Source organism: Amycolatopsis sp. NPDC114503, assembly GCF_055633655.1.
This window is the reverse complement of sequence record NZ_JBVKDT010000005.1, coordinates 219,847-242,968: the sequence shown is the minus strand read 5'-3', so window position 1 is coordinate 242,968 and position 23,122 is coordinate 219,847. Positions and strand designations below refer to the sequence as shown.

23 protein-coding genes are annotated in these 23,122 nt (G+C 69.0%); 12 read left to right on the top strand and 11 right to left on the bottom strand.

Going from position 1 to position 23,122, the window contains the following annotated elements; all coding sequences use genetic code 11:
* Positions 1–5 precede the first annotated feature (5 nt).
* The 3 genes from ACZ7OI_RS22890 to ACZ7OI_RS22880 all read right to left on the bottom strand — a co-directional run bounded on the left by ACZ7OI_RS22890 (position 6) and on the right by ACZ7OI_RS22880 (position 2,904).
* Positions 6–710 (bottom strand): IclR family transcriptional regulator, encoded by a 705-nt coding sequence (locus ACZ7OI_RS22890; RefSeq protein ID WP_470266219.1) that lies wholly within the window; start codon positions 708–710, stop codon positions 6–8.
* A gap of 113 nt (positions 711–823) precedes the next feature.
* The gene (locus tag ACZ7OI_RS22885) at positions 824–2,275 is read right to left on the bottom strand and encodes a PH domain-containing protein (protein ID WP_470266662.1); all 1,452 of its coding nucleotides are present in this window, start codon (positions 2,273–2,275) and stop codon (positions 824–826) included.
* Positions 2,276–2,349: 74 nt separating this feature from the next.
* A complete protein-coding gene (locus ACZ7OI_RS22880) occupies positions 2,350–2,904 on the bottom strand; it encodes a PH domain-containing protein (RefSeq protein ID WP_470266218.1) in 555 nt (184 codons plus the stop codon).
* A gap of 131 nt (positions 2,905–3,035) precedes the next feature.
* Here ACZ7OI_RS22880 and ACZ7OI_RS22875 point away from each other — a divergent pair, with 131 nt between their 5' ends.
* Positions 3,036–3,950: a proteasome assembly chaperone family protein gene (locus tag ACZ7OI_RS22875; protein WP_470266217.1), complete on the top strand. Its 915-nt coding sequence runs from the start codon at positions 3,036–3,038 to the stop codon at positions 3,948–3,950.
* Between the two features lie 407 nt (positions 3,951–4,357).
* Here ACZ7OI_RS22875 and ACZ7OI_RS22870 read toward each other — a convergent pair whose 3' ends face one another.
* Positions 4,358–4,777, bottom strand: coding sequence for a MarR family winged helix-turn-helix transcriptional regulator (locus tag ACZ7OI_RS22870; protein WP_470266216.1), 420 nt, complete (start codon positions 4,775–4,777; stop codon positions 4,358–4,360).
* An 83-nt stretch (positions 4,778–4,860) separates the two neighbouring features.
* Here ACZ7OI_RS22870 and ACZ7OI_RS22865 point away from each other — a divergent pair, with 83 nt between their 5' ends.
* Complete coding sequence (locus ACZ7OI_RS22865; protein WP_470266215.1) at positions 4,861–5,280, top strand: PaaI family thioesterase; 420 nt, start codon at positions 4,861–4,863, stop codon at positions 5,278–5,280.
* 46 nt (positions 5,281–5,326) lie between these two features.
* Positions 5,327–6,196: a class I SAM-dependent methyltransferase gene (locus ACZ7OI_RS22860; RefSeq protein WP_470266214.1), complete on the top strand. Its 870-nt coding sequence runs from the start codon at positions 5,327–5,329 to the stop codon at positions 6,194–6,196.
* On the opposite strand, the gene ACZ7OI_RS22855 is transcribed toward ACZ7OI_RS22860, so the two are convergent.
* Entirely contained in the window at positions 6,186–7,124 is a 939-nt protein-coding gene (locus ACZ7OI_RS22855) for an MCE family protein (RefSeq protein ID WP_470266213.1), read from the bottom strand. The two genes, ACZ7OI_RS22860 and ACZ7OI_RS22855, sit on opposite strands and share 11 nt — an antisense overlap.
* 312 nt (positions 7,125–7,436) lie before the next feature.
* Between ACZ7OI_RS22855 and ACZ7OI_RS22850 the strand changes: the two genes are divergently transcribed.
* Positions 7,437–7,631 carry a hypothetical protein gene (locus ACZ7OI_RS22850; protein WP_470266212.1) on the top strand — a complete coding sequence of 65 codons (195 nt, stop codon included), beginning with the start codon at positions 7,437–7,439 and terminating at the stop codon, positions 7,629–7,631.
* A 1,355-nt stretch (positions 7,632–8,986) separates the two neighbouring features.
* Complete coding sequence (locus tag ACZ7OI_RS22845; protein ID WP_470266211.1) at positions 8,987–9,442, top strand: hypothetical protein; 456 nt, start codon at positions 8,987–8,989, stop codon at positions 9,440–9,442.
* Positions 9,443–9,452: 10 nt separating this feature from the next.
* On the opposite strand, the gene ACZ7OI_RS22840 is transcribed toward ACZ7OI_RS22845, so the two are convergent.
* Complete coding sequence (locus tag ACZ7OI_RS22840; protein ID WP_470266210.1) at positions 9,453–10,505, bottom strand: reverse transcriptase family protein; 1,053 nt, start codon at positions 10,503–10,505, stop codon at positions 9,453–9,455.
* Positions 10,506–10,733: 228 nt separating this feature from the next.
* Here ACZ7OI_RS22840 and ACZ7OI_RS22835 point away from each other — a divergent pair, with 228 nt between their 5' ends.
* Positions 10,734–11,198 carry a MarR family winged helix-turn-helix transcriptional regulator gene (locus ACZ7OI_RS22835; RefSeq protein ID WP_470266209.1) on the top strand — a complete coding sequence of 155 codons (465 nt, stop codon included), beginning with the start codon at positions 10,734–10,736 and terminating at the stop codon, positions 11,196–11,198.
* Positions 11,195–12,793: a chloride channel protein gene (locus ACZ7OI_RS22830; RefSeq protein WP_470266208.1), complete on the top strand. Its 1,599-nt coding sequence runs from the start codon at positions 11,195–11,197 to the stop codon at positions 12,791–12,793. Before ACZ7OI_RS22835 ends, ACZ7OI_RS22830 begins: the two co-directional genes overlap by 4 nt.
* On the opposite strand, the gene ACZ7OI_RS22825 is transcribed toward ACZ7OI_RS22830, so the two are convergent.
* Complete coding sequence (locus ACZ7OI_RS22825) at positions 12,783–14,111, bottom strand: class I adenylate-forming enzyme family protein (RefSeq protein WP_470266661.1); 1,329 nt, start codon at positions 14,109–14,111, stop codon at positions 12,783–12,785. The two genes, ACZ7OI_RS22830 and ACZ7OI_RS22825, sit on opposite strands and share 11 nt — an antisense overlap.
* A gap of 58 nt (positions 14,112–14,169) precedes the next feature.
* Between ACZ7OI_RS22825 and wzm the strand changes: the two genes are divergently transcribed.
* The 5 genes from wzm (at position 14,170) to ACZ7OI_RS22800 (ending at position 19,271) form a co-directional block, all read left to right on the top strand.
* Positions 14,170–15,078: a galactan export ABC transporter permease subunit Wzm/RfbD gene (gene wzm / locus ACZ7OI_RS22820; protein WP_470266207.1), complete on the top strand. Its 909-nt coding sequence runs from the start codon at positions 14,170–14,172 to the stop codon at positions 15,076–15,078.
* An 89-nt stretch (positions 15,079–15,167) separates the two neighbouring features.
* Positions 15,168–16,247 (top strand): glycoside hydrolase family 3 N-terminal domain-containing protein, encoded by a 1,080-nt coding sequence (locus tag ACZ7OI_RS22815; RefSeq protein ID WP_470266206.1) that lies wholly within the window; start codon positions 15,168–15,170, stop codon positions 16,245–16,247.
* Between the two features lie 765 nt (positions 16,248–17,012).
* Positions 17,013–17,315 carry a hypothetical protein gene (locus ACZ7OI_RS22810; protein ID WP_470266205.1) on the top strand — a complete coding sequence of 101 codons (303 nt, stop codon included), beginning with the start codon at positions 17,013–17,015 and terminating at the stop codon, positions 17,313–17,315.
* 303 nt (positions 17,316–17,618) lie between these two features.
* Positions 17,619–18,128: an isochorismatase family protein gene (locus ACZ7OI_RS22805; RefSeq protein WP_470266204.1), complete on the top strand. Its 510-nt coding sequence runs from the start codon at positions 17,619–17,621 to the stop codon at positions 18,126–18,128.
* A gap of 312 nt (positions 18,129–18,440) precedes the next feature.
* The gene (locus ACZ7OI_RS22800) at positions 18,441–19,271 is read left to right on the top strand and encodes a hypothetical protein (RefSeq protein ID WP_470266203.1); all 831 of its coding nucleotides are present in this window, start codon (positions 18,441–18,443) and stop codon (positions 19,269–19,271) included.
* On the opposite strand, the gene ACZ7OI_RS22795 is transcribed toward ACZ7OI_RS22800, so the two are convergent.
* From ACZ7OI_RS22795 to ACZ7OI_RS22780, 4 genes are all read right to left on the bottom strand, one after another.
* Positions 19,225–20,082, bottom strand: coding sequence for a LysR family transcriptional regulator (locus ACZ7OI_RS22795; RefSeq protein WP_470266202.1), 858 nt, complete (start codon positions 20,080–20,082; stop codon positions 19,225–19,227). The genes ACZ7OI_RS22800 and ACZ7OI_RS22795 overlap by 47 nt on opposite strands.
* Before the next feature lie 335 nt (positions 20,083–20,417).
* Positions 20,418–21,170, bottom strand: coding sequence for an SDR family NAD(P)-dependent oxidoreductase (locus tag ACZ7OI_RS22790; RefSeq protein ID WP_470266201.1), 753 nt, complete (start codon positions 21,168–21,170; stop codon positions 20,418–20,420).
* A gap of 81 nt (positions 21,171–21,251) precedes the next feature.
* Positions 21,252–21,536 carry a hypothetical protein gene (locus ACZ7OI_RS22785; RefSeq protein ID WP_344271141.1) on the bottom strand — a complete coding sequence of 95 codons (285 nt, stop codon included), beginning with the start codon at positions 21,534–21,536 and terminating at the stop codon, positions 21,252–21,254.
* Positions 21,537–21,736: 200 nt separating this feature from the next.
* Positions 21,737–22,978, bottom strand: coding sequence for a PucR family transcriptional regulator (locus ACZ7OI_RS22780; protein ID WP_470266200.1), 1,242 nt, complete (start codon positions 22,976–22,978; stop codon positions 21,737–21,739).
* Positions 22,979–23,122: the final 144 nt, after the last annotated feature.

The following is a 23,122-nucleotide window of genomic DNA, read 5'->3' as shown; positions in this document are numbered from 1 at the left end:
TACGGCTACACCGAGTATTCGGAAATCGCCTTTCCGATTTGCTCGGCGTAGCCGCGCAACGCCGTGATCGCCCGTTCGCGCTCCGTGTCGCCGACGCGCGTGGCCGGCCCGACGAGGCTCAGCACGCTCGGCCGGAGCCGGTCCGCGTCGACCGGCACCGAGCACGCCCACACGCCGTCCTCGATCTCGCCCCAGCTCTGCGCGTAGCGGTTGGCCAGCGCGTGCTTGAGGGCGTCGCGCACCTCGGCGCCGCGTTCGTCGGCGATCCGGGCGACCTGGCGTTCGCGTTCGCCGTCGGACAGCAGGGCGAGCAGCATCTTCCCGGTCGCGCCGACGCCGAGCGGGATCGAATGCCCCGGCTGGAACGTGAAGCGCATCGCGCGGTCGCATTCCACCCGGTCGCTGCACACCGCGAAATCGCCGAAATGCTGGAACAGCAGGATGGTCTCGCCGAGTTCGCGCGCGGCCTCCTCCATCGTCGGCCGCGCGATCCGCGCCAGGTCGTTCGCGAGCCGGGCGGCGCGCGCGAGCGGCATGACGCGGCTGGTGACGTGGTAGCGCCCGGACCGCGATTCCTCGAGCAGCTGCAGTTCTTTCAGCAGCTGCACGTAGCGGTAGGTGGTGGCGACCGGGCTGCCGATCACCTCGGCGAGTTCCGCGACGCTGGCCTCCCAGCGCTGTTCGGTGAACGACAACAGCAGCTGGAGCACTTTTCGGGAACTATTGGCGCCGGCCGTGCGACGGAGCCCAGGTTCCGACATGCTGAAGCCTCTTCGCGAGATCACCGAATTCAGTTACGAACGCGTCGGTAAATTACCACAGGTCACGGTTTTTCCGGCACCGCGAGAAACGGTGTCAGCAATCCGGGCAAGGCGGTGTCGGCGAGCGCGAGCCCGGTGCCCTCCTCTACGTCCAGCACGCGGTAGTGCCCGCGTCCGGCGGCGACCGGCGCGATGACGGTCACGAGCCCGGCCCTCCGCTGGAACAGCGACCGCTGCACGACGATGCCGGTGAGCCGGTCACTCCGGACCGCGACCGTCGCCCTTGCCAGCGACCCGGAACGGGTCACCAGGAACCGGCCGGCGATCGTGTGGCCGAGCGAGCGGTACCGGTCGAAGCCGACCAGTACGGCGAACGGCAGCAGCACGAGCGCGGCCTGCCACGGCCATTCCGGCAGCACGCCGAGCCGGGCCAGCGCGAACAGCGCGGCCGACAGCGCCAGCACGGCGAAGACGGCGCGGGTGATCCGGCGGGTCAGCGCGCGCCGGGAATGCCGCACGAGGGGGACATTCGCGAAGTCCTCGCCGAGCACCTCGCTCGCGATCTCCCTGGCCTTCGAGGCCGGAGCGGGCGGCAGCAGCAGGCCGCCGCCGCGATCCGCGCCCTTGCCCTCGCGCAGACCCGCCGCGACCGCGACGCATTTCGCGCCGCCGACCATCCGCAGCGGCAGCGGTTCCTTGATCTCGACGCCGCGCAACCGGTCTTCCTCGATCGACACCGACCGCGTGGTGATCAGCCCGCGCCGGATGTGCAGCGTCCCGCCCGGTTCGCGAGTGAGCCGGAAGTTCCAGAACGACAACACGTATCCGCCGACCGAAAGCACCGACACCAGCACGAGCAGCCCGGCCGCCGCCAGCACCACGGTGAGCCACACCGGCTGTGCGAGCGCGCGGGCGGTGAGGTCGCGAAGCGGTCCGAAACTCGTCGGATCGAAGTGCAGTTCGTGCGCGAAGTGATAGACGGTGCCGAGAATCGCCGCGACCACGGCGAGCCCGGACAGCGTGAACGGCGCGTACCGCACCCAGCGCTTGTCGACCTCGGCGATGAGCGATTCCGGCGGTTGCGGCGCCTCGGATTCGGCCGGTTTCCGGTGCAGCAGCAGAGTTCGCAGCCGCTGGGCTTCGGCGCGGGTGACCGCGTCGAGCACCAGCTGGTCCTTGCCCGGTCCCTTTCCGTGCTCGTGCCGTCCAGTACCGATTCGTACCGCGGAAAGAGAGAAAAGCCGATGTTTCGGTTCCGAAACCACGTCTACGGCGCGGATTCGATCGAGAGGAATCGCGCGTTGCTTGCGCAGCAGCAACCCGGTGTGCCATTCGATCTGGGACGCGGTGACGCGGTAGCGCGAGGTGAGACAGTGCGAAATGCCGACGCCGATTGTCACCGCGGTGGCCACGAGACCGAACCACTGCCAGTAGTTTCCGTGGCCGAGCACCAGCGTGCCGACGAGTACCGGAAGCGATTTCACCAGGTCGAGAACCGGGCGGATCAACAACATCCGGCGGTCGAGACGGTGCCAGGGCGCGTCGCCGGTGCCTTCGGCGGCGACCGGCGGGGAGGGTGCGGTGGCGTTCACGTCGCGTCCCCGCGCACGGCCTGGGTGGTGCGGGTCAGCTCGTCGGCCAGTGTGACCGCGACCTCCCGGTCGAGCCCGGAGATGCGCAACGGCCCGGCGGCCGACGCGGTCGTGACGGTGAGCCGGGACAGCCCGAACAGCTGCTCCAGCGGGCCGCGTTCGACGTCCACCGTCTGGATCCGCGAGATCGGCGCGATCCGCCACTCCTGCTTCAGCCAGCCGGACTGGGTGTAGACGGCCTCGCCGGTGACTTCCCAGCGGTGTACGCGGTAGCGCCACTGCGGCATGACCAGCAGGTGCAGCGGGGCCAGCACGCAGGAGAGCAGAAGCGTCACCGTGAGCCACGACGGCGGGTCGTCCGCGGTCGCGACCACCACCGCCTGCACCGCGAGCACGATCAGCCAGCCTGCCCCCGCCGACGCCGCCCAATGGCCGATCGCCCGGCGGCTCACCCGGTGTGCGGGCGGGCGCAGCCGCAGGTGAAGAGTGGTGGATTCCTCGGTGTTCACCTGCTTAGAGTGCCCGATCGGATCCCCCGGTGCCCACGACAAGTGTCACGATGCCCCGATCCGGGTGGCCGATGAGTGCGGGGCGTTACTATTTCCGCCGCGCGCGGGATGGATTCGCAGCCGGGCCGCGTTGTACCGCGTACGTCCGTGCAAGCGAGCAGCAGGAGGATCCGGTGGGACTCGATCCCGAGGAACTGTACGAGGTGGACTCGGACGTCCCCGACCTGGACGGAGCCGTGCTCCTGCACTTCTTCGAGGGGTTCATGGACGCGGGCTCGGCCGGGCGCCTCGTCACCGACCATCTCGCCGGCGAGGTCGAGAACCGGGTCATCGCGCGGTTCGACGTCGACCGGCTCATCGACTACCGGTCGCGCCGCCCGACGATGATCTACGCGGTCGACCACTGGGAGGAATACGAGGCCCCGGAGCTGGTCGTGCGCCTGCTGCACGACGACGACGGCATCCCGTTCCTGCTGCTGTCCGGCCCCGAGCCGGACCGCGAATGGGAGCTGTTCGCGGCCGCCGTGCGGCAGCTGGCGGAGCGCTGGGGCGTGCGGCTGACCGTGGGCTACCACGGGATCCCGATGGGAACCCCGCACACGCGACCGCTCGGCGTCACCGCGCACGCGACCCGCGAGCACCTGGTCGGCGAGCACCAGCCGCTGCCGAATCGCATGCAGGTCCCGGGCAGCATCGCCGCGCTGCTGGAGTACCGCTTCGGCGAATGGGGCCACGACGCGATGGGCTTCGCCGCGCACGTGCCGCATTACCTGGCGCAGTCGACCTACCCGGCCGCCGCGCTGACGATCCTCGAGTCCGTCGGCAAGGCCACCGGCCTGCGCCTTCCCGACGGAGAACTGCGCACCGCGGCCGAGGTGGCCAAGGCGGAAATCGACCGCCAGGTCGCGGAATCCGACGAATCCGCCGACGTGGTGCGCGCGCTGGAGCGTCAGTACGACACGTTCACCGAAGCGTCCGGGCACAGCCTGCTCGCCGAATCGCAGGAGCACATGCCGACGGCGGACGAGCTGGGCTCGCAGTTCGAACGGTTCCTCGCGGAACAGGGCGGGGACGGCTCCGAACGCTGAGCCGAGAGGTACGCGACGCCTGCGGATCGGACCGTCTGCCAGGCCCACCAGAGCCGGGCCGTCATGATCGCCACGCCGGACATGGTGAGGGCCGCACGTTGCCGGAAGGCGGCGGGGGCGGGTGTGGTGGATGACATCTCGGTTCAAGCTAGCCGGTCCGCGGCCGGCGCGGCACCCGGGCTGGCCCTTAATGCTCCGACCAGCCGTCGCCCGTACGGCTGGCTGCTGCTTGTCCGTGAGGGGAACCCTGACGGAATCAGAGTCCGTCAGGGTTCCCCTCACAGACAGCCGCCATCCGTGAGGGGAACCCTCCGGGAATCAGGGTCCGTGAAGGTGGCCCTCACGGACAACCGCATCGCGGCTGAGGTCCGCTGGCCAGGGGAGGGCTCGCGAGGCGGTCGGCCGCCTCAGCCTGGCCAGCCCGCCAGCTGCCGCAGCGCCTCGCTGGTCGGCCCGAACGCGTCCCCGAGCAGTGCGCGCAGTTCCCCGTTGAACGACTCGATCACCGGCCGCAGCCGGGCGATCGTCGCGGTTCCCTTGGCGGTCAGGTCCAGCACCAGCGCCCGGTGCTGCTTCGGATGCGGCTGCCGAACGACCAGCCCGGCGTCGATCAGCCGCCCGGTCATCGCGGTGACCGCGGATTCGCGCTGGCCCAGTTCCGCGGCCAGCTCCCGCTGGGTGAGGCCGGGCTGATCGTGCACCGCGAACAGCGCGCCGAGCTGCGCGGTCGTCACGCCGCCCGCCGCGAGGCAGCGCCGGTCGCCCTCGACGCGCAGCCGGTGCGCCGCGCTCTGCAGCAGGAAGAAAAGACGTTCGTCGGCGGCCATGCGGGGATCTTGACAGTGTTCTCTCCTCGCCGCCATCCTCACTTCACTACTGAAGTACTTCACTACTGAAGTGAGGACTGGGAATGGACCTTGACTTCGCGCGCGCCGGACTCGCCGCGCAACCGTTCAGCGTCCTGCTCGGCGCGCGAGTCGAGGAGTTCGGCGACGGCCGCGCGGTGCTGGAGCTGGATGTCCGCGACGACCTCCGGCAGCAGAACGGCTACCTGCACGGCGGCGTCCTCGCCTACGCGGCGGACAACGCGCTGACCTTCGCCGCCGGAACAGTGCTCGGCGCGCAGTTGCTCACGAGCGGCTTTTCCATCGACTACCTCGTACCCGCCGACGGCGTGCTGCTGCGCGCGGAAGCGACAGTCGTCCAAGCGAGTCGTTCGCGGGCCACCTGCCGCTGCGATCTGTACACAGTGGACAGTGAGGGGAACTCGACGTTGTGCGCGGCCGCGCAGGGATCCGCGGTGGTCCGGCGGTCGGCTACTCCCGGGTAAACCAGGCAGTTCGGGGCGGCGTCCGGTTGTCGGCTATCGTCCCGGAATGAACCAGGAAAGCCAAGATCGGCTGACGACAAGGACTTTGGGCCCTGCGCTGCGCCGGAAGGCCGGCCTGGTGCTGCGCCGGGCCGCGGCCCGGCTGCACGATCCGCACACCGGCCAGCTCGCCGAACTGCGCGCGGAACTGGAGCGGACGCGGGAGGAACTGCGTTCCGAAGTCGTCCGGCAGGGGGATCGTCTGCTGGACCGCGTGGTCGAGTTCGAAATCCGCAGCCGTCGCGACATCGTGTACGCCGGCGACCAGGACGCGGCGCTGGAGAGCAACGTCTTCGCGCGCGAAAGCCTGGTCGGGGCGCGGCATTTCGGCAGTCCGAAGGAAACGCTGCAGTACGCGCTTTCCCTCGCGCCCACCGGCGGGATGGCGCTGGAGTTCGGCGTCGCGTCCGGCAATACGCTGCGCACCATCACCGCCGCGCGCAGGGCGACCCAGGTGTACGGCTTCGATTCGTTCGACGGCCTGCCCGAGGCGTGGCTCAACGGCATGCCCGCCGGAGCCTTCGCTCGCGACGACCTGCCGGACGTGCCGGGAGCCGAACTGGTGGTCGGCCTGTTCTCCGACAGCCTGCCCGGATTCCTGGAGAAGCACCCGGGGCCGGTCGATTTCCTGCACGTCGACGGCGATCTCTACAGCTCCGCGAAGACCGTGCTGGACAACGTAGGCCCGCGGTTGCGGGTCGGCAGCATCGTGCACTTCGACGAGTTCTTCAACTTCCCCGGCTGGAAACGGCACGAGTACCGGGCGTGGACCGAGCACGTCGAGAAGACCGGCGTCGAATTCACGTACGAGGCCTACACGTACAACGACAACCAGGTCACCGTGCGGATCACCGGCGGCCCCGGGCTCATGGACTGAAGCAGCCGTGCTCGTTGAGCGGTCTGATCGCGGGAAAGATCAGGCCGCACAGGTAACCGTCGATCCACCGGCCGTTGCCGGTGAGATTCGCGGCGAAGCGGACGAGCGGGGCCATTTTCCGGATTCCTTCGGCGAGCGCCGTGCGGTTTCGTTCGAGCATCGCGGTGAGCCGGTCGAGCTGGGCGAGCACCGGGCCGAGTTCGCGGTCGTTGTCGGCGACGAGCCCGGATACCTCGACGCCCAACTGACGGGCTCCGCTGAGCAAAGCCTGAATGGCCGATTCGCGTTTTTGAACCTCGTCCAGCAGCTGGTTGCCGTCGGTGAGAAGCCGGGTCAGCTGAGCGTCGCGGTCGGCGAGAGTGGCGGAAACCGTGCGTGCTTGCGTTAAAAGGTGAGCCAGTTTCGCGTCGCGGGTCGAAAGGGAGTCGGACAGCTGCGACAGCCCGGTCAATGTCGCCCGGACGGCGGCCGGCGTGTGCGCGAAAGTCTCGGAAATGGCGCGGAAGCTGCGAGAGAGCTGGTCGGTGTCGATGGCGTCGACGGTCGTGGCCAGCTGTCGGAACGCAGGCAGGACGTCATACGGAACAGTGGTCCGGTCGCGCGGGATCGGCGTGTCCGGATCGAGCGACCCCGCGCCGATCGGGTCGAGCGCGAGATACTTCTGTCCGAGCACCGTTTTGATCCGGATCGCGGCTGATGTCCGGTCGCCGAGCCACGCCCCCGACACCCGGAACGACACCCGGACGGACGCGCCGTCGAGCGAAACCTCAGACACCCGGCCGATTTTCACCCCGGCGATCCGGACGTCGTTGCCGGTCGCGAGCCCAGCGGCTTCGCTGAACTCGGCGGCATACGCGGTGCCGTCGCCGATGATCGGCAGATCCGGTGCTCGCAGTGCGGTGAGGACGCCGAGGACGAGCACAGTCATCCCGACGAGAGCAGTGCGCACGGGGCGCCGGTCGGAATGCACAGCGTGGATGGTGACTCGCCCAGCCGGGTGAGGCCAGTCATGCCACCCGAATGGGCGCTTCTTCCTGGTGTCCACTTAGGACGGTCGGCGCTCCCGTCCAGCGCACGCCCCGTTTTCCTGCGCCGCACCGGCCGCTCCCGTTGTGTGCCATTCTGGCCCGACTGGCCGACGTGATCGGAGTCATCGGAACATCCGGTGCGGCTCGGCCGTTGAAGGGGTGTGCAGCGAGCGCGGAAAACCCGCGCCGACGCCGATCGGGGAGGAGCCACCATGCGAGACCTGACCACCGGATTGCACCCGGCGCCAGACCTCGTGGACGACACGGACGCGGCCCGGCAAGAGGAACGCCGCCGCAAGGCGGCGCTGGCCGTCGCGTCCAGGGCCAAGGATGCGCAGGAATGCGCCGTGCTGCTGGACATGCTGGGGCTGCACGCCCCGGGCGGCAGCCGGACCGAGGTCGCCTGAGGCACTTCGGTTCCGTCCGTGGTGTCACGAGTTCAGTGCCAGGAGTCAGTGCCAGGAGGCGTTCCGGGGAGTCTCGGGCCGTTTCGAGGCGTTCGGGGGAAGAACACGCCGCGACCGGAGTGCGGACCGGTCGCGGGTTTTGTCAGCTTGCGCGCCAGCCTGGCCCTGGGGAGGGCCGGGATGGCTGCGGCTGAGCGATAACGAGCTGAACGGCTCGGCTGCTGCGGAGGCGGCCGGGCCGTTTGGCCTTGGCGAGGGGGTTCGGCTCTGATGGTGGAGTTGTCCCGGCGGGGTAGCTCAGCCGGGGCAGGCCGGGGAACCTGACGGGCGGCCGCGCAGGTTGGGTGCGGTGAAGGAGTTTCGGCTCTGGCGGGCTGGGGAATCCCGGCCCGGACGGCGCTCCCGCGAAGTGTGGCGGGACAGTGCCGGGTGAAGCCTGCTCGGATGGTGCTGCCGTGAAGTGTGGTCCGGCGGTGCTGCCACGAATCCTGGTGCCGGGCGACGCTGCCGTGGAGTCTGGCCGGACAGTGCCGCCGCGAAGTTCGGTGCGGAGGCGAGAACTCGGCTTGCCGAGACTGTAGCCGGTTCAGAGCGGAGGCCAGCGCTTAACCCGACAGGCACCCCCCGTGGTTTGACGTGGCGGCGAACAGCGGCCCGCCTTGGGTCAAGGGAACCTGGTCGTGCGGATGACTCGTCGAGCAAGCGGACCCGGCCTGGCTGGCAGAAACGGCCTCACTGAGAGAGGCCGCCCGGTTCCCGGGCCAGCCGACCGGCCGCGCAGCGCTTAGGCCAAGACCAGTCGCATCCTGGCGAGTCGACTCCGCCCCACCCACTTCACTGCTCACCCCACAGCAACCAGCCCCTCGATCCCACGCCCCCGATTGGGCCGAACGGGTGAAATCACCGTCGGAAAACACACTCGAATATCGCACCGCCCAAGCCCGCCGAAGCGCGAAGCGCCCGGAGGCTCGCTCCGTTTGGCTGGAACAACCCCTTGCCATGAAAGCGATTCGCGACCGCCGCCTCCCTCCAAGCCCCGGGTGTCCACTTGGGCCAGTCCCCCCGTGATGCGGAATCCGCAGTAACTCACCCCATCCGCATCGGCAACCCGACCCAACTATCGAAATCGATGCGGAAACCGACCCATGCCACAAACTCCCGCGACCCCTGTAGAAGTCCCCGATTCCCCAGTCCACACAAGGATTCCCGAGCTTGCGCGGTCGGGTACTGTCGATGCCCCTGGGTGATATTTTGCTCCGAACGGCTGAGTGTCGCCGACGTATCTGTCACCCTGGCGGAGCATCCTGTACCGGGAAGCGGCCTGGGTCGGGACCGGGCACAGGGGAGGAAACGCTGTGCAGTACCTGCGGGAAGACGAATATCTCACTCGTCAGCAGCGAGCGCTGGCGGAAATGGTGCGCCGGGGACAGCGGAAGCGCAGTTTTCAGCTCGCGGAACATCTGGCGGCGGAGGGCGGGGTGCATCGGTCGGACGTCCTCGCGGTGACGCTGCTTTTCCTTGCCTGCCAGGCGTTTCTGCGGGGCGACGCGGTAGCCGTGCAACGATTTTCGAGCGCGTTTCGCAGTTGTGAGCGAAGCAGCATGGATCTTGCTCGGCAGCTCATGCGATTGGAAGCGGGCCGGGAACAGGGGTGGCTTCCGCGGACGCATTATGACGAGCTTTTTTCCTACGCTTGGCGAGAAAACCGGCCCGACATTCTGGTCAAAGCCTCGTTGATTCAGCCGCGGGATGTTCCGGCGGCCGGATGGTGGGCCGAGATGGAGCGGAATCTCAGCCTGTTATCGGTCTGAACCGCCGCGTTCACGACCAGTCGATCCGGGCGAACAGGCCGCGCAATTTCGCGCCGCGGGTCGCGTTCGTCGCGCTGACCCACGCGATCCGGCCTTGCAAGTGCGCGCGGAAATCCGGGTGCCCGGCGCGGTTCTGCGGTGCCGGGCCGGTCCGGACGCAGTTGTGCAGCACCGCCCGCAGCTCGTCGTACTCGGAGCGGGCGACGGCCGGTGCGACGTTCACCACCAAGCCCGCGACGCGTTGCTGCCGGTAAGCCGGTTTCACTGACGTCTTGTCGTCGCGCAGGCGAAAGCCCTCGTCGGTCACGATCCGCCGGACGCCGGGCAGCAGCCGGTGCAGCGGCAGGCTCGCGTCGCCGGAGAAGGCGAGATCGTCGGCGTAGCGGGTGTAGTTCGCGCCCAGTACGGCGGCGAGGCCGGAAAGCCGGCGGTCCAAGCGATTGGTGACGGCGTTCGCCACCGAGGGCGACGACGGCGCGCCTTGCGGGAGGTGCGTGCCGGCGAGGTTGCTCAGCGCCCTCGACCGAGCGGGCGCGGCACGCAGGACGTCCACCGGGGTGCGGGTGGTGAGGATTCCGGCGACGGCGGCGGCGACTGCCGGCGGGTAACCGGCCAGATCGAGCAGCGAGCGCACGCGGGACGCGGAGACCGTCGGGAAGAAGCCGGCCAGATCCAGCCGCACCACCAGATCCTGTCCGGCGTGCGGGCGGGCGCAGGTGTGGATCGAGCGGCCGCGGCGGAAACCGTGCGCGGCCTCGTGGACCGGCAGCGCGTCGAGCACGTGCCTGCGGACTCGGCGTTGCACCTCGGCCAGCCGGGGCTTCGGCCGTTCGATCAGCCGCGCGCCGCCGGTGGACGTCGGGATCCAGCGGTAGCTGTAGTGCCGCAGCACCGGCCGCGACCGTCGGTGCCACCCGCGCTTGTCGGCGAACCAGGACAGTTCGCCGAGGGTGAGGTCGAGGGCCGCGGCGCATTCGTCGAACGTCGTCCACCGGGCGACCGGCCAGCGCCACACCGGCATCGGTTCGAGGAGCGACGCGGAGGCGACTCGTTCTCCGTTCATCCGCGCTGTCTTGCACGCGGAGCGTGCCGCCGCTGCGCGGGGCGCTGTGGGTACGTGTCGTGCTGCTCCCCGGGGTTGCCCCGGAGTGGGTGGTCTTCCACCGGCTCACCTCCGCGTCGCTCACCGCCACCCTAGCCAAGATCACCGACAAAACGGGCGGCAGGGAGAAGGCCCCCGTGACCGAGCACACCCTTGACCCAGAGCGTTGTCTATAGCAACTTTTGCACTATGCAAGGTTTGCCGGACGATGTGGCCGATCTCGAGCGGCTGACTCGCGTGCTCGTGGCCGTGGCCTGGGACAGCGCGCATGCCGCCCCGCGCGGCGTCACGTTCCCGCAGGTGCGCTTGCTCGTGGTGCTCGACAGCCTGGGACGCGTGCCGTGTTCGCGGCTCGCCGAGGCGATGGGCGTCAACGCCTCCTCGGTCACGAGGCTGGCCGACAAGCTCGAGGCGCACGGGTACGTCGTGCGCGGCGAGGACGAGCACCGCCGCACTGTGGTGACGATCGAGGTCACCGCTGCCGGACGCGAGGTCGTCGCGGGTGTCGTGGATCGACGCCACCGCGCGCTGTCCGAACTGCTGGCGGAAGTGCCGGCCCCGCGGCGCCAGGCTGTCTCGACGGCGGTCCGCGGCCTGGTCGCGGCGGCGGAATCGGCACCCGGTGTGCCGACGGCCGGGCCGGGCCGGCTGTGAAGATCCCAGCGCGGGCCGCGCACCTCGGCGACTTCGCAGTCAATCCGCGGATGCTGCTGATCACCGCGATCGCGCTGCCGGTGGGCGGCGCGGCGGCGGTGGCGGCGTTCGCGCTGCTCAAGCTCATCGGCTTGATCACCAACCTGGTCTTCTACCAACGCGTCGCCACGGATCTCGTCGCGCCGGGCGCGCAGCATCACCCGTGGTGGCTCGTGCTGCTCGCGCCGGTCGTCGGCGGGCTCGTGATCGGCCTGATGGCGCGCTACGGCTCGGAGAAGATCCGCGGCCACGGCATGCCGGAGGCGATCGAGGCGATCCTCACCGGCGGCAGCCGGGTGGCCCCGCGCGTCGCGGTGCTGAAGCCGGTGTCGGCGGCGGTCAGCATCGGAACCGGCGGCCCGTTCGGTGCCGAGGGACCGATCATCATGACCGGCGGCGCGGTCGGTTCGATCCTCGCGCAGTTGCTGAAACTGTCCGCGGACGAACGCAAGACGCTGCTCGTCGCCGGTGCCGCGGGCGGGATGGCGGCGACGTTCAACGCGCCGCTCGCGTCTGTCCTGCTGGCGGTCGAGTTGCTGCTTTTCGAATGGCGTCCGCGCAGCCTCGTGCCGGTGGCCGCCGCGGTGTCGGTCGCGACGGTGTGCCGCGGGTTCCTGCTCGGCGCCGGACCGGTTTTCGGGGTCCCCTTTACCGGGTCCAACCCCGGCCCGGCCGCGGACGGTCTCGCTCTCATTCCCGGTCTCACCGGCGGGTTGCTGGCGATCGCCGCGACCGCGCTCGTCTACTTCGCCGAAGATCTTTTCGGGCGCTTGCCGGTGCATTGGATGTGGTGGCCCGCGATCGGCGGCCTCGTGATCGGCATCGGCGGCCTGATCGAACCGCACGCGCTCGGCGTCGGCTACGACGTGATCGACACGCTGCTCACCGGGCACGCGACCGCGTCGCTGATCGTCGGAATCCTGGTCGTGAAGACGCTGATCTGGGCGCTGTCACTGGGATCCGGGACCTCGGGCGGCGTGCTGGCTCCGGTGTTCATGATCGGTGCCGCGCTGGGTGCCGCGGAAGGCGGTTTGCTTCCCCATGTCGCGCCCGGATTCTGGGCGACGTGCGGGCTGGCCGCGGTGGTCGGCGGGGTGATGCGGTCGCCGCTGACCGGCATTGTGTTCACTTTGGAGCTGACCCACGCGTGGAGTTACCTGCTGCCGCTCGTCGTCGCGTCGTTCTCGGCGTACGCGCTTTCGGTGTTGCTGCTCAAGCGTTCCGTGCTCACCGAGAAGATCGCGCGACGACGGTTGCATCTCACTCGCGAGTACACGACTGATCCACTTGAGACGTTCTTCGTGCATGAAGTGATGACGCACCAACCGGATGTGCAGATGTCGGCGGATGTCATCGTGTACGCGGACGACACTCTGCGCGACGTCGCGAACGAACTGGCGCTCGGGCATACGACGCAGGCGTTGGTGGTCGACCGGCACGATCCCTCGCGGGTGCTCGGCAAGGTGACGTTGGCGCAACTGCTGCACGCCCGTCGGCGAGACCTGCACGAGGAGCATCACCGGGAACGGCTGCTGGGGCCGTCGGTCAGCGCTTGAGCCGCTGTTTGTCCACTTTGCCCACTGGGGTCAGCGGCAGCTCGTCGCGGAACTCCACAGTGGACGGCACGAAATGCTTGCCGCCGAGTTCTTCGCGGACCTGGTCGCGCAGTTCGTTCGAGGTGGTGTTTTCGGCGACCACCACGGCGTGCAGAAGGGTTCCGTCGGGCCCGGCTGCGGGGACGACTGCGGCGGCTTTCACCTGGGGATGGCTGAGAAGCGCGTGCTCCACTGTGGTCGAAGAGACCTTCGTGCCGTGCTCGCCGGTGACGATGACATCGTCGATCCGGTCCTCCAGATAGAGGTAGCCGTCGTCGTCGAAGCGGCCCAGGTCGCCGGTGTGCAGCCAACCGTCGCCGATCGGCGGTTGCCCGTGGTATCCGTCCATCATGGACAGTCCGCGCACGACTACCTCGCCGTTCTCGATGCGGGCTTCCATGCCCGGCACGATGCGGCCGACGGAGCCGAGAAGCTCCGGCCGGGCAAGGACTTCGTCCGCGGAGATGCTGGCGATCATCGGTGCTTCGGTGAGCCCGTAACCCTGTCCGACGACCGGGCCGAACACCTTGAGCGCCTCGGCCAGCCTTCGGGGCGGCAACGGCGCGGCTCCGAGGGAAAGCTGCTGCACGCTGGACACGTCCGTTGTGGACAGATTCGGATGGTCGAGCACTGCGGCGAGCCGAGGCGGGGTAAGGGAAAGTGTCGTGATGCGATGACGCTCCACATCAGCCAGAAGCGTTTCGGCGTTGAACTTCCGATGCAGTACCACGGTGTTGCCGCAGCAGAGCGCGCCGAGGACGGCGGCGTTGCCAGTCATATGCGTGAGCGGCGCGGTGACGAGGGCGGTTTTGGTGCCGTCCGGCTGGAAGATGTGGGCCACGCCGTCGTAAATGCCGCTGTGCCGGATCAGCTTCGGAGTTCCGGTGGTGCCACCGCTGGGGAAGATCGCCGTGACGCGATCCGGCAGTGTGTCCGGAATGGACGGACGCGCGGCGGCGAGCGTGTCGAGTTCGGTGTCAGTGAGCAAGGTCGCCCCGGTGGACGCCAGCGTCGCCGCGCGCGCCGGACGGCTCGCGGACGCGGCGATCAGCACGACTTCCAGCCCTCGCAGTTGCGCGGCAAGCTGAGCGAGCACCACTTCCGGCCGGTTGGCGGCGTCGATCGCCACCATGCCGCGCACCTCGGCGAGTCCACTGTGCAGCCGCGACAGCAGCTCTGCTGCCGCCCGGTACGTCATCGTGGTGTCGTCGTAGTGGAACAGCACGGTATCGCCGCCGTCGCGGAGTGCGGAAAGGACGCGGGACAGGAAAAAGCTCACCCGGCACACCGTAGTCGCGTGTTGGCCGGGAACGGCGATCGCGGCTAGGTTCGGTGTCATGACCGCTCCGCCCGCGATCGACGCGGAACCGAAAAGCTGGCGCCGCGCCTTCGCCGACCTGCAGGCCGGGCTGCGTGCCCGGGAACTGTGGGCGTTGCTCGCGTGGCAGGACATCAAGCAGCGCTACCGCCGTTCGTCGCTGGGGCCGTTGTGGATCACCGTCGGGATGGCGGTCACCGCGCTCGCGCTGGGCGTGGTGAACTCCGCGTTGTTCGGTACCTCGATTTCGACGTTGCTGCCCAGCATCACCACCGGGCTCATTCTGTGGAACTTCATGAACGGCTGCATCGTTGAGGGTTCGGAAACGTTCATCGCGAACGAGGGGATGATCAAACAGCTGCCGGCGCCGGTGTCGGTGTACGCGCTGCGCACGGTGTGGCGGCAGGCGTTGTACCTGGCGCACAACCTCGTCGTGTACGTAGTGGTGCTGGCGATCTTCTTCGGCAAGCTCTCGCAGCCGTACCGTCTGGTGGACAAAGCGGGCGCGCTCCTGCATCCCGGGCTCGGCTGGGGAATGCTGCTCGCCGTGCCCGCGCTGATGCTGGTCTTGCTGAACGGTGCGTGGGTGGTGCTGTTGTTCGGGGTGGTGTCCACGCGGTTCCGCGACATCCCGCCGGTGATCCAGAGCTTCATCACGATGCTCTTCTACGCGACGCCGATCATGTGGTCGATGGACCAGGTGCGCGCGATGAATCAGGGCTCGCGCGAAGGATTCGGTTCCGTCGCGGTCAATTTGCTGCAGCTCAACCCGGTGTACCACTTCGTCGAGATCGTGCGCGCGCCGCTGGTCGGGCAGCAGCAGAGCTGGACGCACTGGCTCGTCGCAGGCGTGGTGACGGTGGTCGGCTGGACGCTGGCGTTGCTGGTGCTGCGCAATTACCGGGCTCGGGTCGCTTACTGGGTCTGATGTCCACTTAGGACTCCGTTCGCCGGCCGAGCACGCCCGCCCGCCGGGGTCTAGCGTGGTCCCACGACCCGCGCGCGAACGGAGGCCCCATGAAGCGTCGGAAGGCATTGCTGGCTCTCGGCGTGACGGTGCTCGCGATGAGCACGGTCGCCGCCACCCCGGTCGAACTCACCCCGCGGCAACTGGCCGGACAGCGGGTGATCTACTCCTATCCCGGCCTGACTCCGCCCGACGCTCTGCTGCAGCGAATCCGCTCCGGAGAAGCCGCGGGCGTGATCTTCTTCGGCGAGAACATCTCGAGTTCCCAGCAGATCAGCGGCGTCATACGACAATTACGGGACGCGAACGCGCAAAGCCCGGTGCATCGGCCGTTGTTGCTGATGACCGACCAGGAAGGCGGGAAAGTCCGCCGCTTGCCCGGCGAGCCGGTCCTGTCCGAGAAACAGGTAGCCCAGTCCGCGAACCCGTCCGCGGCGGCCAAAGCCGCTGGCACCGGCGCCGGCCAGAATCTCGCCGGGGTGGGCATGAACGTGAACCTCGCGCCAGTTCTGGACGTCTACCGCCAACCGGGCAATTTCATCGACAAGTACGGCCGTTCCTATAGCCAGGATCCCCAGGTGGCTGGTGCACTGGGCCGGGATTTCGTGACCGCCCAGCAGTCGACCGGAGTCGCCGCGACCGCCAAGCACTTCCCCGGCCTTGGCGCCGTCCCGGCCGGAAGCAACACAGACGTCGGGCCGGTAACGTTGAACGTGCCGTTGCCCGAGTTGCGCGCTAAAGACGAGGCTCCCTACCACCCGGTCGTCGATGCGGGGGTGAAGCTGGTGATGCTCTCGTGGGCCGTGTACCCGGCTCTGGACGCCTCCCGCCCCGCCGGACTCTCGCCGACCGCTGTGCAGGAACTCCGCAACGGCACGGGGTTCGCCGGGGTGACCGTGACGGATGCTTTGGAGGCCGGCGCGTTGAATTCGTATGGCGGGCCGGGAAACCGCGCTGTGCTGGCGGCGAAGGCGGGGATGGACCTGATCCTGGCCTCCGCCCGGGATGTGAGCCAGGGGGATGAGGCTGCTTCGGCCTTGGCCGCGGGGTTGTCGGACGGATCTTTGCCGAGCGGGGAGTTCACCGCGGCGGTGGACCGGGTGTCGGCGTTGCGGGACGGGGTGAAGTGAGGCCTTCGGCGGTTGGTGCTTTGGTGGGGGGTTCGTTTCGGCGGTTCTGGTGACGGGGTGAGGTTCGACTTTGCCGTGCTGTTGGCTTTGGGGTGAGGTGTCTTTTTGGCAGGCCCGGCGGGCAACTCCTGGGCGCATCTGGTTGCGAGCCGCGGCGGCGCTTTCACCAGCGTGTTGTCGGTGCCGCCATACGCTGCGGGCATTGATTCCGGTGAGCTTCTCATTGCCGTACGCCGAGGTCCTTGCTGCTGAGCCCCGTGCGCACTCCCGCGCGACGAGGTTCTCGCCTCGTCGCTGATGTCCCGCGCCGCGCGACGGGATCCTCGGGGTGTGCTTCGCCGCTCGGCAAGGTTCTCAGCCGTTGCCCCGGTGTTCTTTGCCTCGCGGCGCCGTCCCGGATCCTGCTCTCGATCTGCCGCACCGCGTCGCGCGATTCTGGGTATCGCTCCCCGCCACGCACGACGGCTCCGACTATCTCTCCCGGTATTTCGCGCCGTCCGGCTTCGCGCCGTCCGGCTTCGCGCCGTACTGCTCCGCGGCGCATCCAGTCAGCGGTGTCCTTCGTTCGCGCTAAATGCGAGCCTGGTCGTCGTACAGCCCCTGCTAGCGACGTTGTAGCCGGTACCTGCGCGGCGCCCCACCCGCCCTCCGCGATTATCCAGCAAACAACCCCCCGTTCCGGTGACACCCGGCGGTGTGGACATCGCGCTGTCGGCGGGCCGAACGGGCACCCTTGCGTGCGACCCACCCACGACGGGAGGACGAATGCAAGCTTGGTGGCTCCTGGCGGCCGTCGCCGCGGTGTTCGTGGTGCTGGCCGTGGTGTTCCTGCGCCGCGCCGCCCGGCGTCGCTCCGCTGTTCCGCCGCCGAAGCCTCCGCCGACCTCCCCGCCGGACGACTCGATGCGCCGCTGGGTCTCCCCGTCAGACGACGTGCCCCGCCGCGCCCGCCACCGACTCGACGAGGCGCACCCCCTGGCGCGCTACCCGGTCGCCCGGCAACGCCCGGTGCGCCACCCCCGGCCGTCGGCACAGCAGGATTCCGCGGGGGAGCCGCGAGACTCGTAGCCCGGCGGGGCCTGACGGTCGTCGCGGAAGTCCTGTCGGCGAGCAGTTCCGGCGGGTGGATCGCCGAATGCCCGGCCGAGAACGGCAGCTACTTGCCCTGGCCGAAGATGCGCTCCGACTGAGGCACCCTGAAGATTCACCCGCAGCTGGACCCGGCGGGAGATCCGCTTCAGCGGAGGCGTTGCCGCTCCAGTACAACGCTGCCAGCTCATCAGGACACTGCGCGAGGCTTGCTCAGTGTTCATCCCTGTGGGCGAACGCCGAGTCCCGTTTTCTGTCGGTGCCCGCTGAGATGCTTCCGGCATGGTTCCCGTGCTGCTTCTCATCGACGTCCAGAACAACATGCTTCTCCCGCCCACCCCAGTGCCCGACGCTGACCGAGTCGCCCCCGCGATCGCGCGTGTCCTGGAACGTGCGCGAGCTGCGGGTGCCCAGGTAGTGCACATCCGGAACAACGGCACCGGCGACGACCCCGACGTTCCCGGCACCTCCGGCTGGGAACTGGTGCACGACGTCCGCCCAGGCGAGCACCTAGTCGACAAACAGACACCCGACTCCTTCGCAGGTACCCAGTTGGGTTCCCTGTTTCCGGAGTCAGCCCCGCTGGTCGTGGCCGGAATGCAGAGCGACTTCTGCGTCCGTGCCACCTCCTTGGCCGCTCTCAAACGGGGTCATGAGGTCACGTTGGTCCAAGACGCCCACGCCACCTACGACGACGAGCTCCCCGCCGCGGAGGAGAGCGCCCGGGTGGACGAGGAGCTGTCCACGGCAGGCGTGAAGCTGGTCGGTAGCGAGGAGGTGGTCTTTGCCTGATCTCGGTGCCGCCGAGTGGGCGGCAACTGCCGAGTCGACGCGCCTCCGCAAGGCCGATCGATTTTATCGCTGAATCGCAGCGAAAACAGGTGTTGGACTGGATGGTCGGCGCAAGCCAATACTCAGCCCATGACGTCTGCGCCTGGCGACTCTGCCGAGAACCCAGCCCGAAGCGACGACCGACACCTCGACGGTGACGTGTCGGCGGACCGGTCCGCCGACACCGAGACTGGCCTGGGCGCACTGGGATGCGCGGACGATCGTCGGGGCACACAGGACGGCATGGCTCACGGTGCGGTGCGCGATGGCACGGTGACCGACGCCAAACCTGTGGTGACCGAGCCGATGGCGGGTGTTTTCGGGGCAGCGAGTGTCGACCTGGTGCGGAGTGGCGAGTCGGTGGCCGACGTCAGTTTGGCGGCCGGTGCCGAGTCGGTGGCGGTTGTTGGCGGGGCAGTGAGTGTCGACGCGGTGCCCAGCGCCGAGTCGGTGGCCGTCAACCTGGTGGCAGTGAACCCGGTGGACAGCGTCGACTCTGTGCCTGGCGTCGAGTCGGCGGTCAGCGTCAGCCCGGCAGCCGATGCCGTGGCCGACGCCAACCCGGTGGCGGGCAGCAACTCGGCTGGCGGACTCAACCGGTTGGCCAACGCCGAGCCCTCTGCCAATGTCGGCCGGGCGGCAAACGTCAGCCCGGTCGCCAGCGGCAACTCGGTGCGCGGTGTCAAGCCGGTCGTGAGCCCCAACTCGGTACCTGGTGTCCAATCGGTGGCGCGCGTTAATCCGGCGGCCAGCGCCGAGCCGGTGGCGGGCGGCGATTCGGTGGCGGGCGTCGAGCCAGCCGTGAGCCTCAACTCGGCGGCTGGCGTCAAATCGGCAGCCGGAGTCAGTCCGGCACCCGATGTCGAGTCGGTTGTCGAGTCGGTCGACGGAGAGACTCGCGACGTTGTCCGGTTGCTGCGGCGGTTCGGCGGGCGCGCGTTCGCGTTGGCGTTTGTCGCTGGGATTACCGGGCTGACGACTGTCGCGTTGGTGTTGGGGTTGGTCGGGTTTGCGCTGGTGCTCGCGCCGGTGCGTGGGGTCAGGCGAGGAGGTGGCATCAGGCGAGGAGGTGGGCCAGCAGCGCCCGTGCCGCCGGGTTGGTGAGGTTTGCCGAGCGGCCGGTCAGGGAGATCGTGCGGGCCAGCGTCGGCTGGGTGAGGTGGGCGAACGGCAGCCCGGACCTCGCGGCGACTTGTTCCGGTACCACGGTGACGCCAAGGCCGGCCGCGACCAGGTCGACTAGCAGCGGGACGTTCGTTGCCTCGCATACCTGGTCGCGGCGGACTCCGGCTTCGGCGAAGGCGCGGTCGACCAGGGCTTGCAGGCCGCTGCCGGTGAAATCTACGAACGGTTCGCCGTCGAGCTTCGCCAGCCGGACTCGGCGGCGGGGCGACAGGCGGTGTCCGGGGTGGGTGAGCAGGACCAGGTTTTGCTGCCAGTTCGCGAATTCGGCCAAGTCCTCCGGCAGCGGACCGCCCACATAGGACAGATCCAGTTCGCCGTCGGACACCGCGGCGGTCAGCCCGGGGATCGTGCCTTCCCGGACGCGCAGCCGGATTCCCGGGTAGCGGGCGCGGAATTCGCCCAGCTTCGCGGGCAGGTCGATGACGGTCAGGGTCTGGATGGTTCCGATCGACACCCGGCCGCGCGCGAGCCCGGTCACCGCGGCTACCTCGCCTCGGGCGGAGTCGACGTCCGCGGCGATTTGGTGTGCCAGCGGGAGCAGGGCCTCGCCTGCGGGGGTGAGGGTCACCCGGCGAGTCGTGCGGTCGAACAGCTCCGCGCCGAGGTCGGCTTCCAGTTTCCGGATGGACGCACTGAGAGCGGACTGCACGACGTGCACGTCTTGGGCGGCGCGGGTGAAGTTGCGGTGCCGGACTACGGCGAGGAAGTGTTCGACCTGCCTCAGCTCCATCGGCTTCGCCTCCGTCTCGCCGCCGGGAAGATCGGCGCTTGGTGAACGTACCGCGTGGGGCGGATCGCGACGGTGGATCCAGGCAGCCGGGGTCACGGCTGCAGGGCCCGATGGATAGCCGAGGGCGGCTCGAGGGGCCGGATCGGGAGGGTTCGTCGGATGGACGCGGTGGATGAGGAGCCGACAGCGGATGGATGCGGGCCGGAGAACGCTGGATGCGTGCCGGAGAACGCATAGAGGCGCCTGGGGCTCCCGCCGAATTCCGCGGGAGCCACTCAGGAAGCCCCCCCGGAGCCCCAGAGAGTCCCCGAGAGCCTCAGGGAGCTGACAGAGCCCTACTGGGCCGTATAACCCCCGTCGGCCAGGATCTCCACCCCGGTCACGTATGACGATTCCCCGGAAGCCAGGAACAGGATCACGTCAGCGACCTCCTGCACCTCACCAGTCCGGCCCATCGGCACGCCCTCGACCTGCTTCGCTCGCCAGACCGGGTCGGTCGAGCCGCGGGAGGTGCGCATCGGCGGCAGCAGGCCGGGCGCTACCGCGTTGACTCGGATGCCTTCGCTTGCGTAATGCACCGACGCGGTGGTCGTCATCGCCTTGATCGCGCCCTTCGAGGCGGCATAACCCAAGTGCACGCCGACCTGGCCGATCGAGGCCGAGATCGACGTCAGGTTCACGATCGAACCGCCGCCTCGTCCGGACATCGCCGCGGCGCCGTGTTTGATGCCCAGGAACACTCCGCGGGCGTTGACTTGCAGCAGGCGGTCGTAGAACGCCGTACTGGTCAAGTCCGGGTCGAAGGTGCCGCTGATCCCAGCGTTGTTGACCAGGACGTCCAGCTTTCCGTGCTGGTCCAGGACAGCGGCGATGGCGGACGCCCAGGAGTCTTCGTCGGTGACGTCCAGGCGGCGGTATTCGGCTTGGCCGCCGAGCGCGCGGATCTCCTCGGCTACGGCGGCGCCGTCAGCGTCTTCGACGTCGGTGACGACGACCGTCGCGCCTTCGCGGGCGAAGGTGAGGGCGGCCGCCCGGCCCATTCCGCTTGAAGCGCCGGTGATCAGGGTGATCTTGTCGGCCAATCGCATGTGGGGTGCCCTTTCGCTGGTCGGGACCCCAGTCTGAGCGGGTGCGTCGTCAGGCCGTCGGCGAGGGGGTGGCCAAAAAGATCAGGCCAGCTCAGCGGAGACGACCGACGACAGGTCGCGCAGGGCGTCCAGCAGCGAGTCGAGCGCATCGGGGCTGACCAGGACCGTGCTGACCATGCTGCTTTCCCGGACACCCTCGCGGACGTCGACGGACAGCTCGTGGATCAGCTTCCCGTGCTGGGTCAGCGTGGCGACCAGGCCGGGGATCTGGTCGATGCCGCCGACGAAGTACGTCGCGATCCGGCGGCGGACCAGCATGGCCGGGGCGGAGGTGTACGGGGCCGAGGAAAAGGTGCTCAGGGACATGGCGTTTCTCCAGGAAAGAGGTTCTGGCGGGAAGAGGGCCAGGTCCCGGAGAAAAAAGGCGTACGCCAGCATGCGCGCCGGCGGCCTGGTTCAGCCGGCGCGCTGGGTTACGAGTCGCTCGGACGTCATGAGGCGCAGCACGGCGACAGGCTAACACGGCAGCGCGGGAAGGCAAAAGAATCCACAATGGACATACGGGGTCAGCCGGGTTCGTTCCACGGCAGCCGCTTGCGCAGCAAAGTGGCCGCACGCAGGGCGACCTCCACTTCCAGCCGGTGTTCGGCCAGCGGTCGTCCGCACAGTTCCTCGGCCTTGCGGACGCGATAGTGGACGGTGTTCTTGTGCAGGTGCAGCCGGGCGGCGGCGTGTGTGTAGCTGCCGTCGGTGTCGAGGAAGACTCGCAGGGTTTCGCGCAGCTGTTCGGTGCCCGGATCGTCGGCGACGAGGTCTCCGAGGACCCGCGCGATCCAGCGGTACACGTCGTCGGACTGCTCGGTGAGCAGGGCGGCGATCGCGACGTCGTCGAACAGCACCACGTTCTGGCTCTGGTCCTCGTTGGTCTCCGCGACGGCCCGAGCCCGCACTGCCTCGCGCAGCGAACCGCGGAATCCGGACAGTCCGTAGCCGGGCGCGCCCAGGGCCAGTCGCAGGCCGCCGCCGATGTCGGTGACGCCGGAACGGAGGCGGTCGACCTCGATGTCGTCGCGTTCCGCGCTGACTGTCCAGCTCCACAGCGTGCGGTCGTCAGCCAGCATGGTGAGTGCTGGACCGCGTCCGCACACCTCCTGCAACAACCGGGCCGCGGCTTGCAGTTCGCCCGCGCCCTCGGCGGGCAGCCACGCGACGGCCGCGCGGTGCCACTGCCGCATCGGGAAGGCGAGCAGCTGCTGTGCGGCGTCCTCGGTCAGCGTGTCCGAATCGAGGACCAGCCGGATCTGCGCCGCCCGCGCGGCTCCGGTGCGGCTGGTCCAGCGCCGGCGTTCGGTCTCGAAGATGTCGATGAGGCCCTGGATGACCTGGTCGATGTAGCGGTTGGTGCGCCGGGACAGTTCGGCGAGCACGGCCAGCGCGAGCTGGGTGTCGATGTTCGGCTGGCGCTCCAGCGCCTCGATCGCCCACTGTTCGAACCGGTGCTCGCCGAGCCGGTACGCCCGGAGCAGCGCCTCCAGCGACAGTTCGTGCTGGGCGAACCGGCGCGCGTACTCGGCCGCGGCGGGCGGGACGGTGATCCGGTCGAGCGGGATGGAATGCGACAGCATGTCGAGGATCGCGACCAGATTCGCCGACGTGCTGGCGATCATGAGCTTGCGGACCGTTTCGTCGTGCCGGAACTCCGGGATCATCTCGACGAACCAGTCGGTGAGCTCGGTGGTGCGGGCGGCGAGGTCGGCGTCGATGGCGTGCGCGATCTCGGCCACGACGGCGTCGACGGCGTCGGACATGGCGGTCAGGGTAGCCACCGGACCGCCCCGGCGACAGGCGAGCGGCGTCGTTCACCCCCTCGGTGCAGGCGGTTGTGACCCCGGCACAACGACCGGCGCAGCCTTCGGTTCTGCGGCCTATGGCTTGGGTCACGGCCCGTCCTT

Coding starts and splice junctions, on each gene's coding strand:
- ACZ7OI_RS22865 (WP_470266215.1), top strand. CDS start 4,861: ATGGACCTTGACTTCGCGCGCGCCGGACTCGCCGCGCAACCGTTCAGC.
- ACZ7OI_RS22810 (WP_470266205.1), top strand. CDS start 17,013: ATGCAAGCTTGGTGGCTCCTGGCGGCCGTCGCCGCGGTGTTCGTGGTG.
- ACZ7OI_RS22850 (WP_470266212.1), top strand. CDS start 7,437: ATGCGAGACCTGACCACCGGATTGCACCCGGCGCCAGACCTCGTGGAC.
- ACZ7OI_RS22795 (WP_470266202.1), bottom strand. CDS start 20,082: ATGGAGCTGAGGCAGGTCGAACACTTCCTCGCCGTAGTCCGGCACCGC.
- ACZ7OI_RS22870 (WP_470266216.1), bottom strand. CDS start 4,777: ATGGCCGCCGACGAACGTCTTTTCTTCCTGCTGCAGAGCGCGGCGCAC.
- ACZ7OI_RS22805 (WP_470266204.1), top strand. CDS start 17,619: ATGGTTCCCGTGCTGCTTCTCATCGACGTCCAGAACAACATGCTTCTC.
- ACZ7OI_RS22785 (WP_344271141.1), bottom strand. CDS start 21,536: ATGTCCCTGAGCACCTTTTCCTCGGCCCCGTACACCTCCGCCCCGGCC.
- ACZ7OI_RS22855 (WP_470266213.1), bottom strand. CDS start 7,124: ATGACTGTGCTCGTCCTCGGCGTCCTCACCGCACTGCGAGCACCGGAT.
- ACZ7OI_RS22835 (WP_470266209.1), top strand. CDS start 10,734: ATGCAAGGTTTGCCGGACGATGTGGCCGATCTCGAGCGGCTGACTCGC.
- ACZ7OI_RS22780 (WP_470266200.1), bottom strand. CDS start 22,978: ATGTCCGACGCCGTCGACGCCGTCGTGGCCGAGATCGCGCACGCCATC.
- ACZ7OI_RS22815 (WP_470266206.1), top strand. CDS start 15,168: ATGAAGCGTCGGAAGGCATTGCTGGCTCTCGGCGTGACGGTGCTCGCG.
- ACZ7OI_RS22840 (WP_470266210.1), bottom strand. CDS start 10,505: ATGAACGGAGAACGAGTCGCCTCCGCGTCGCTCCTCGAACCGATGCCG.
- ACZ7OI_RS22860 (WP_470266214.1), top strand. CDS start 5,327: ATGAACCAGGAAAGCCAAGATCGGCTGACGACAAGGACTTTGGGCCCT.
- ACZ7OI_RS22790 (WP_470266201.1), bottom strand. CDS start 21,170: ATGCGATTGGCCGACAAGATCACCCTGATCACCGGCGCTTCAAGCGGA.
- wzm (WP_470266207.1), top strand. CDS start 14,170: ATGACCGCTCCGCCCGCGATCGACGCGGAACCGAAAAGCTGGCGCCGC.
- ACZ7OI_RS22885 (WP_470266662.1), bottom strand. CDS start 2,275: ATGTTGTTGATCCGCCCGGTTCTCGACCTGGTGAAATCGCTTCCGGTA.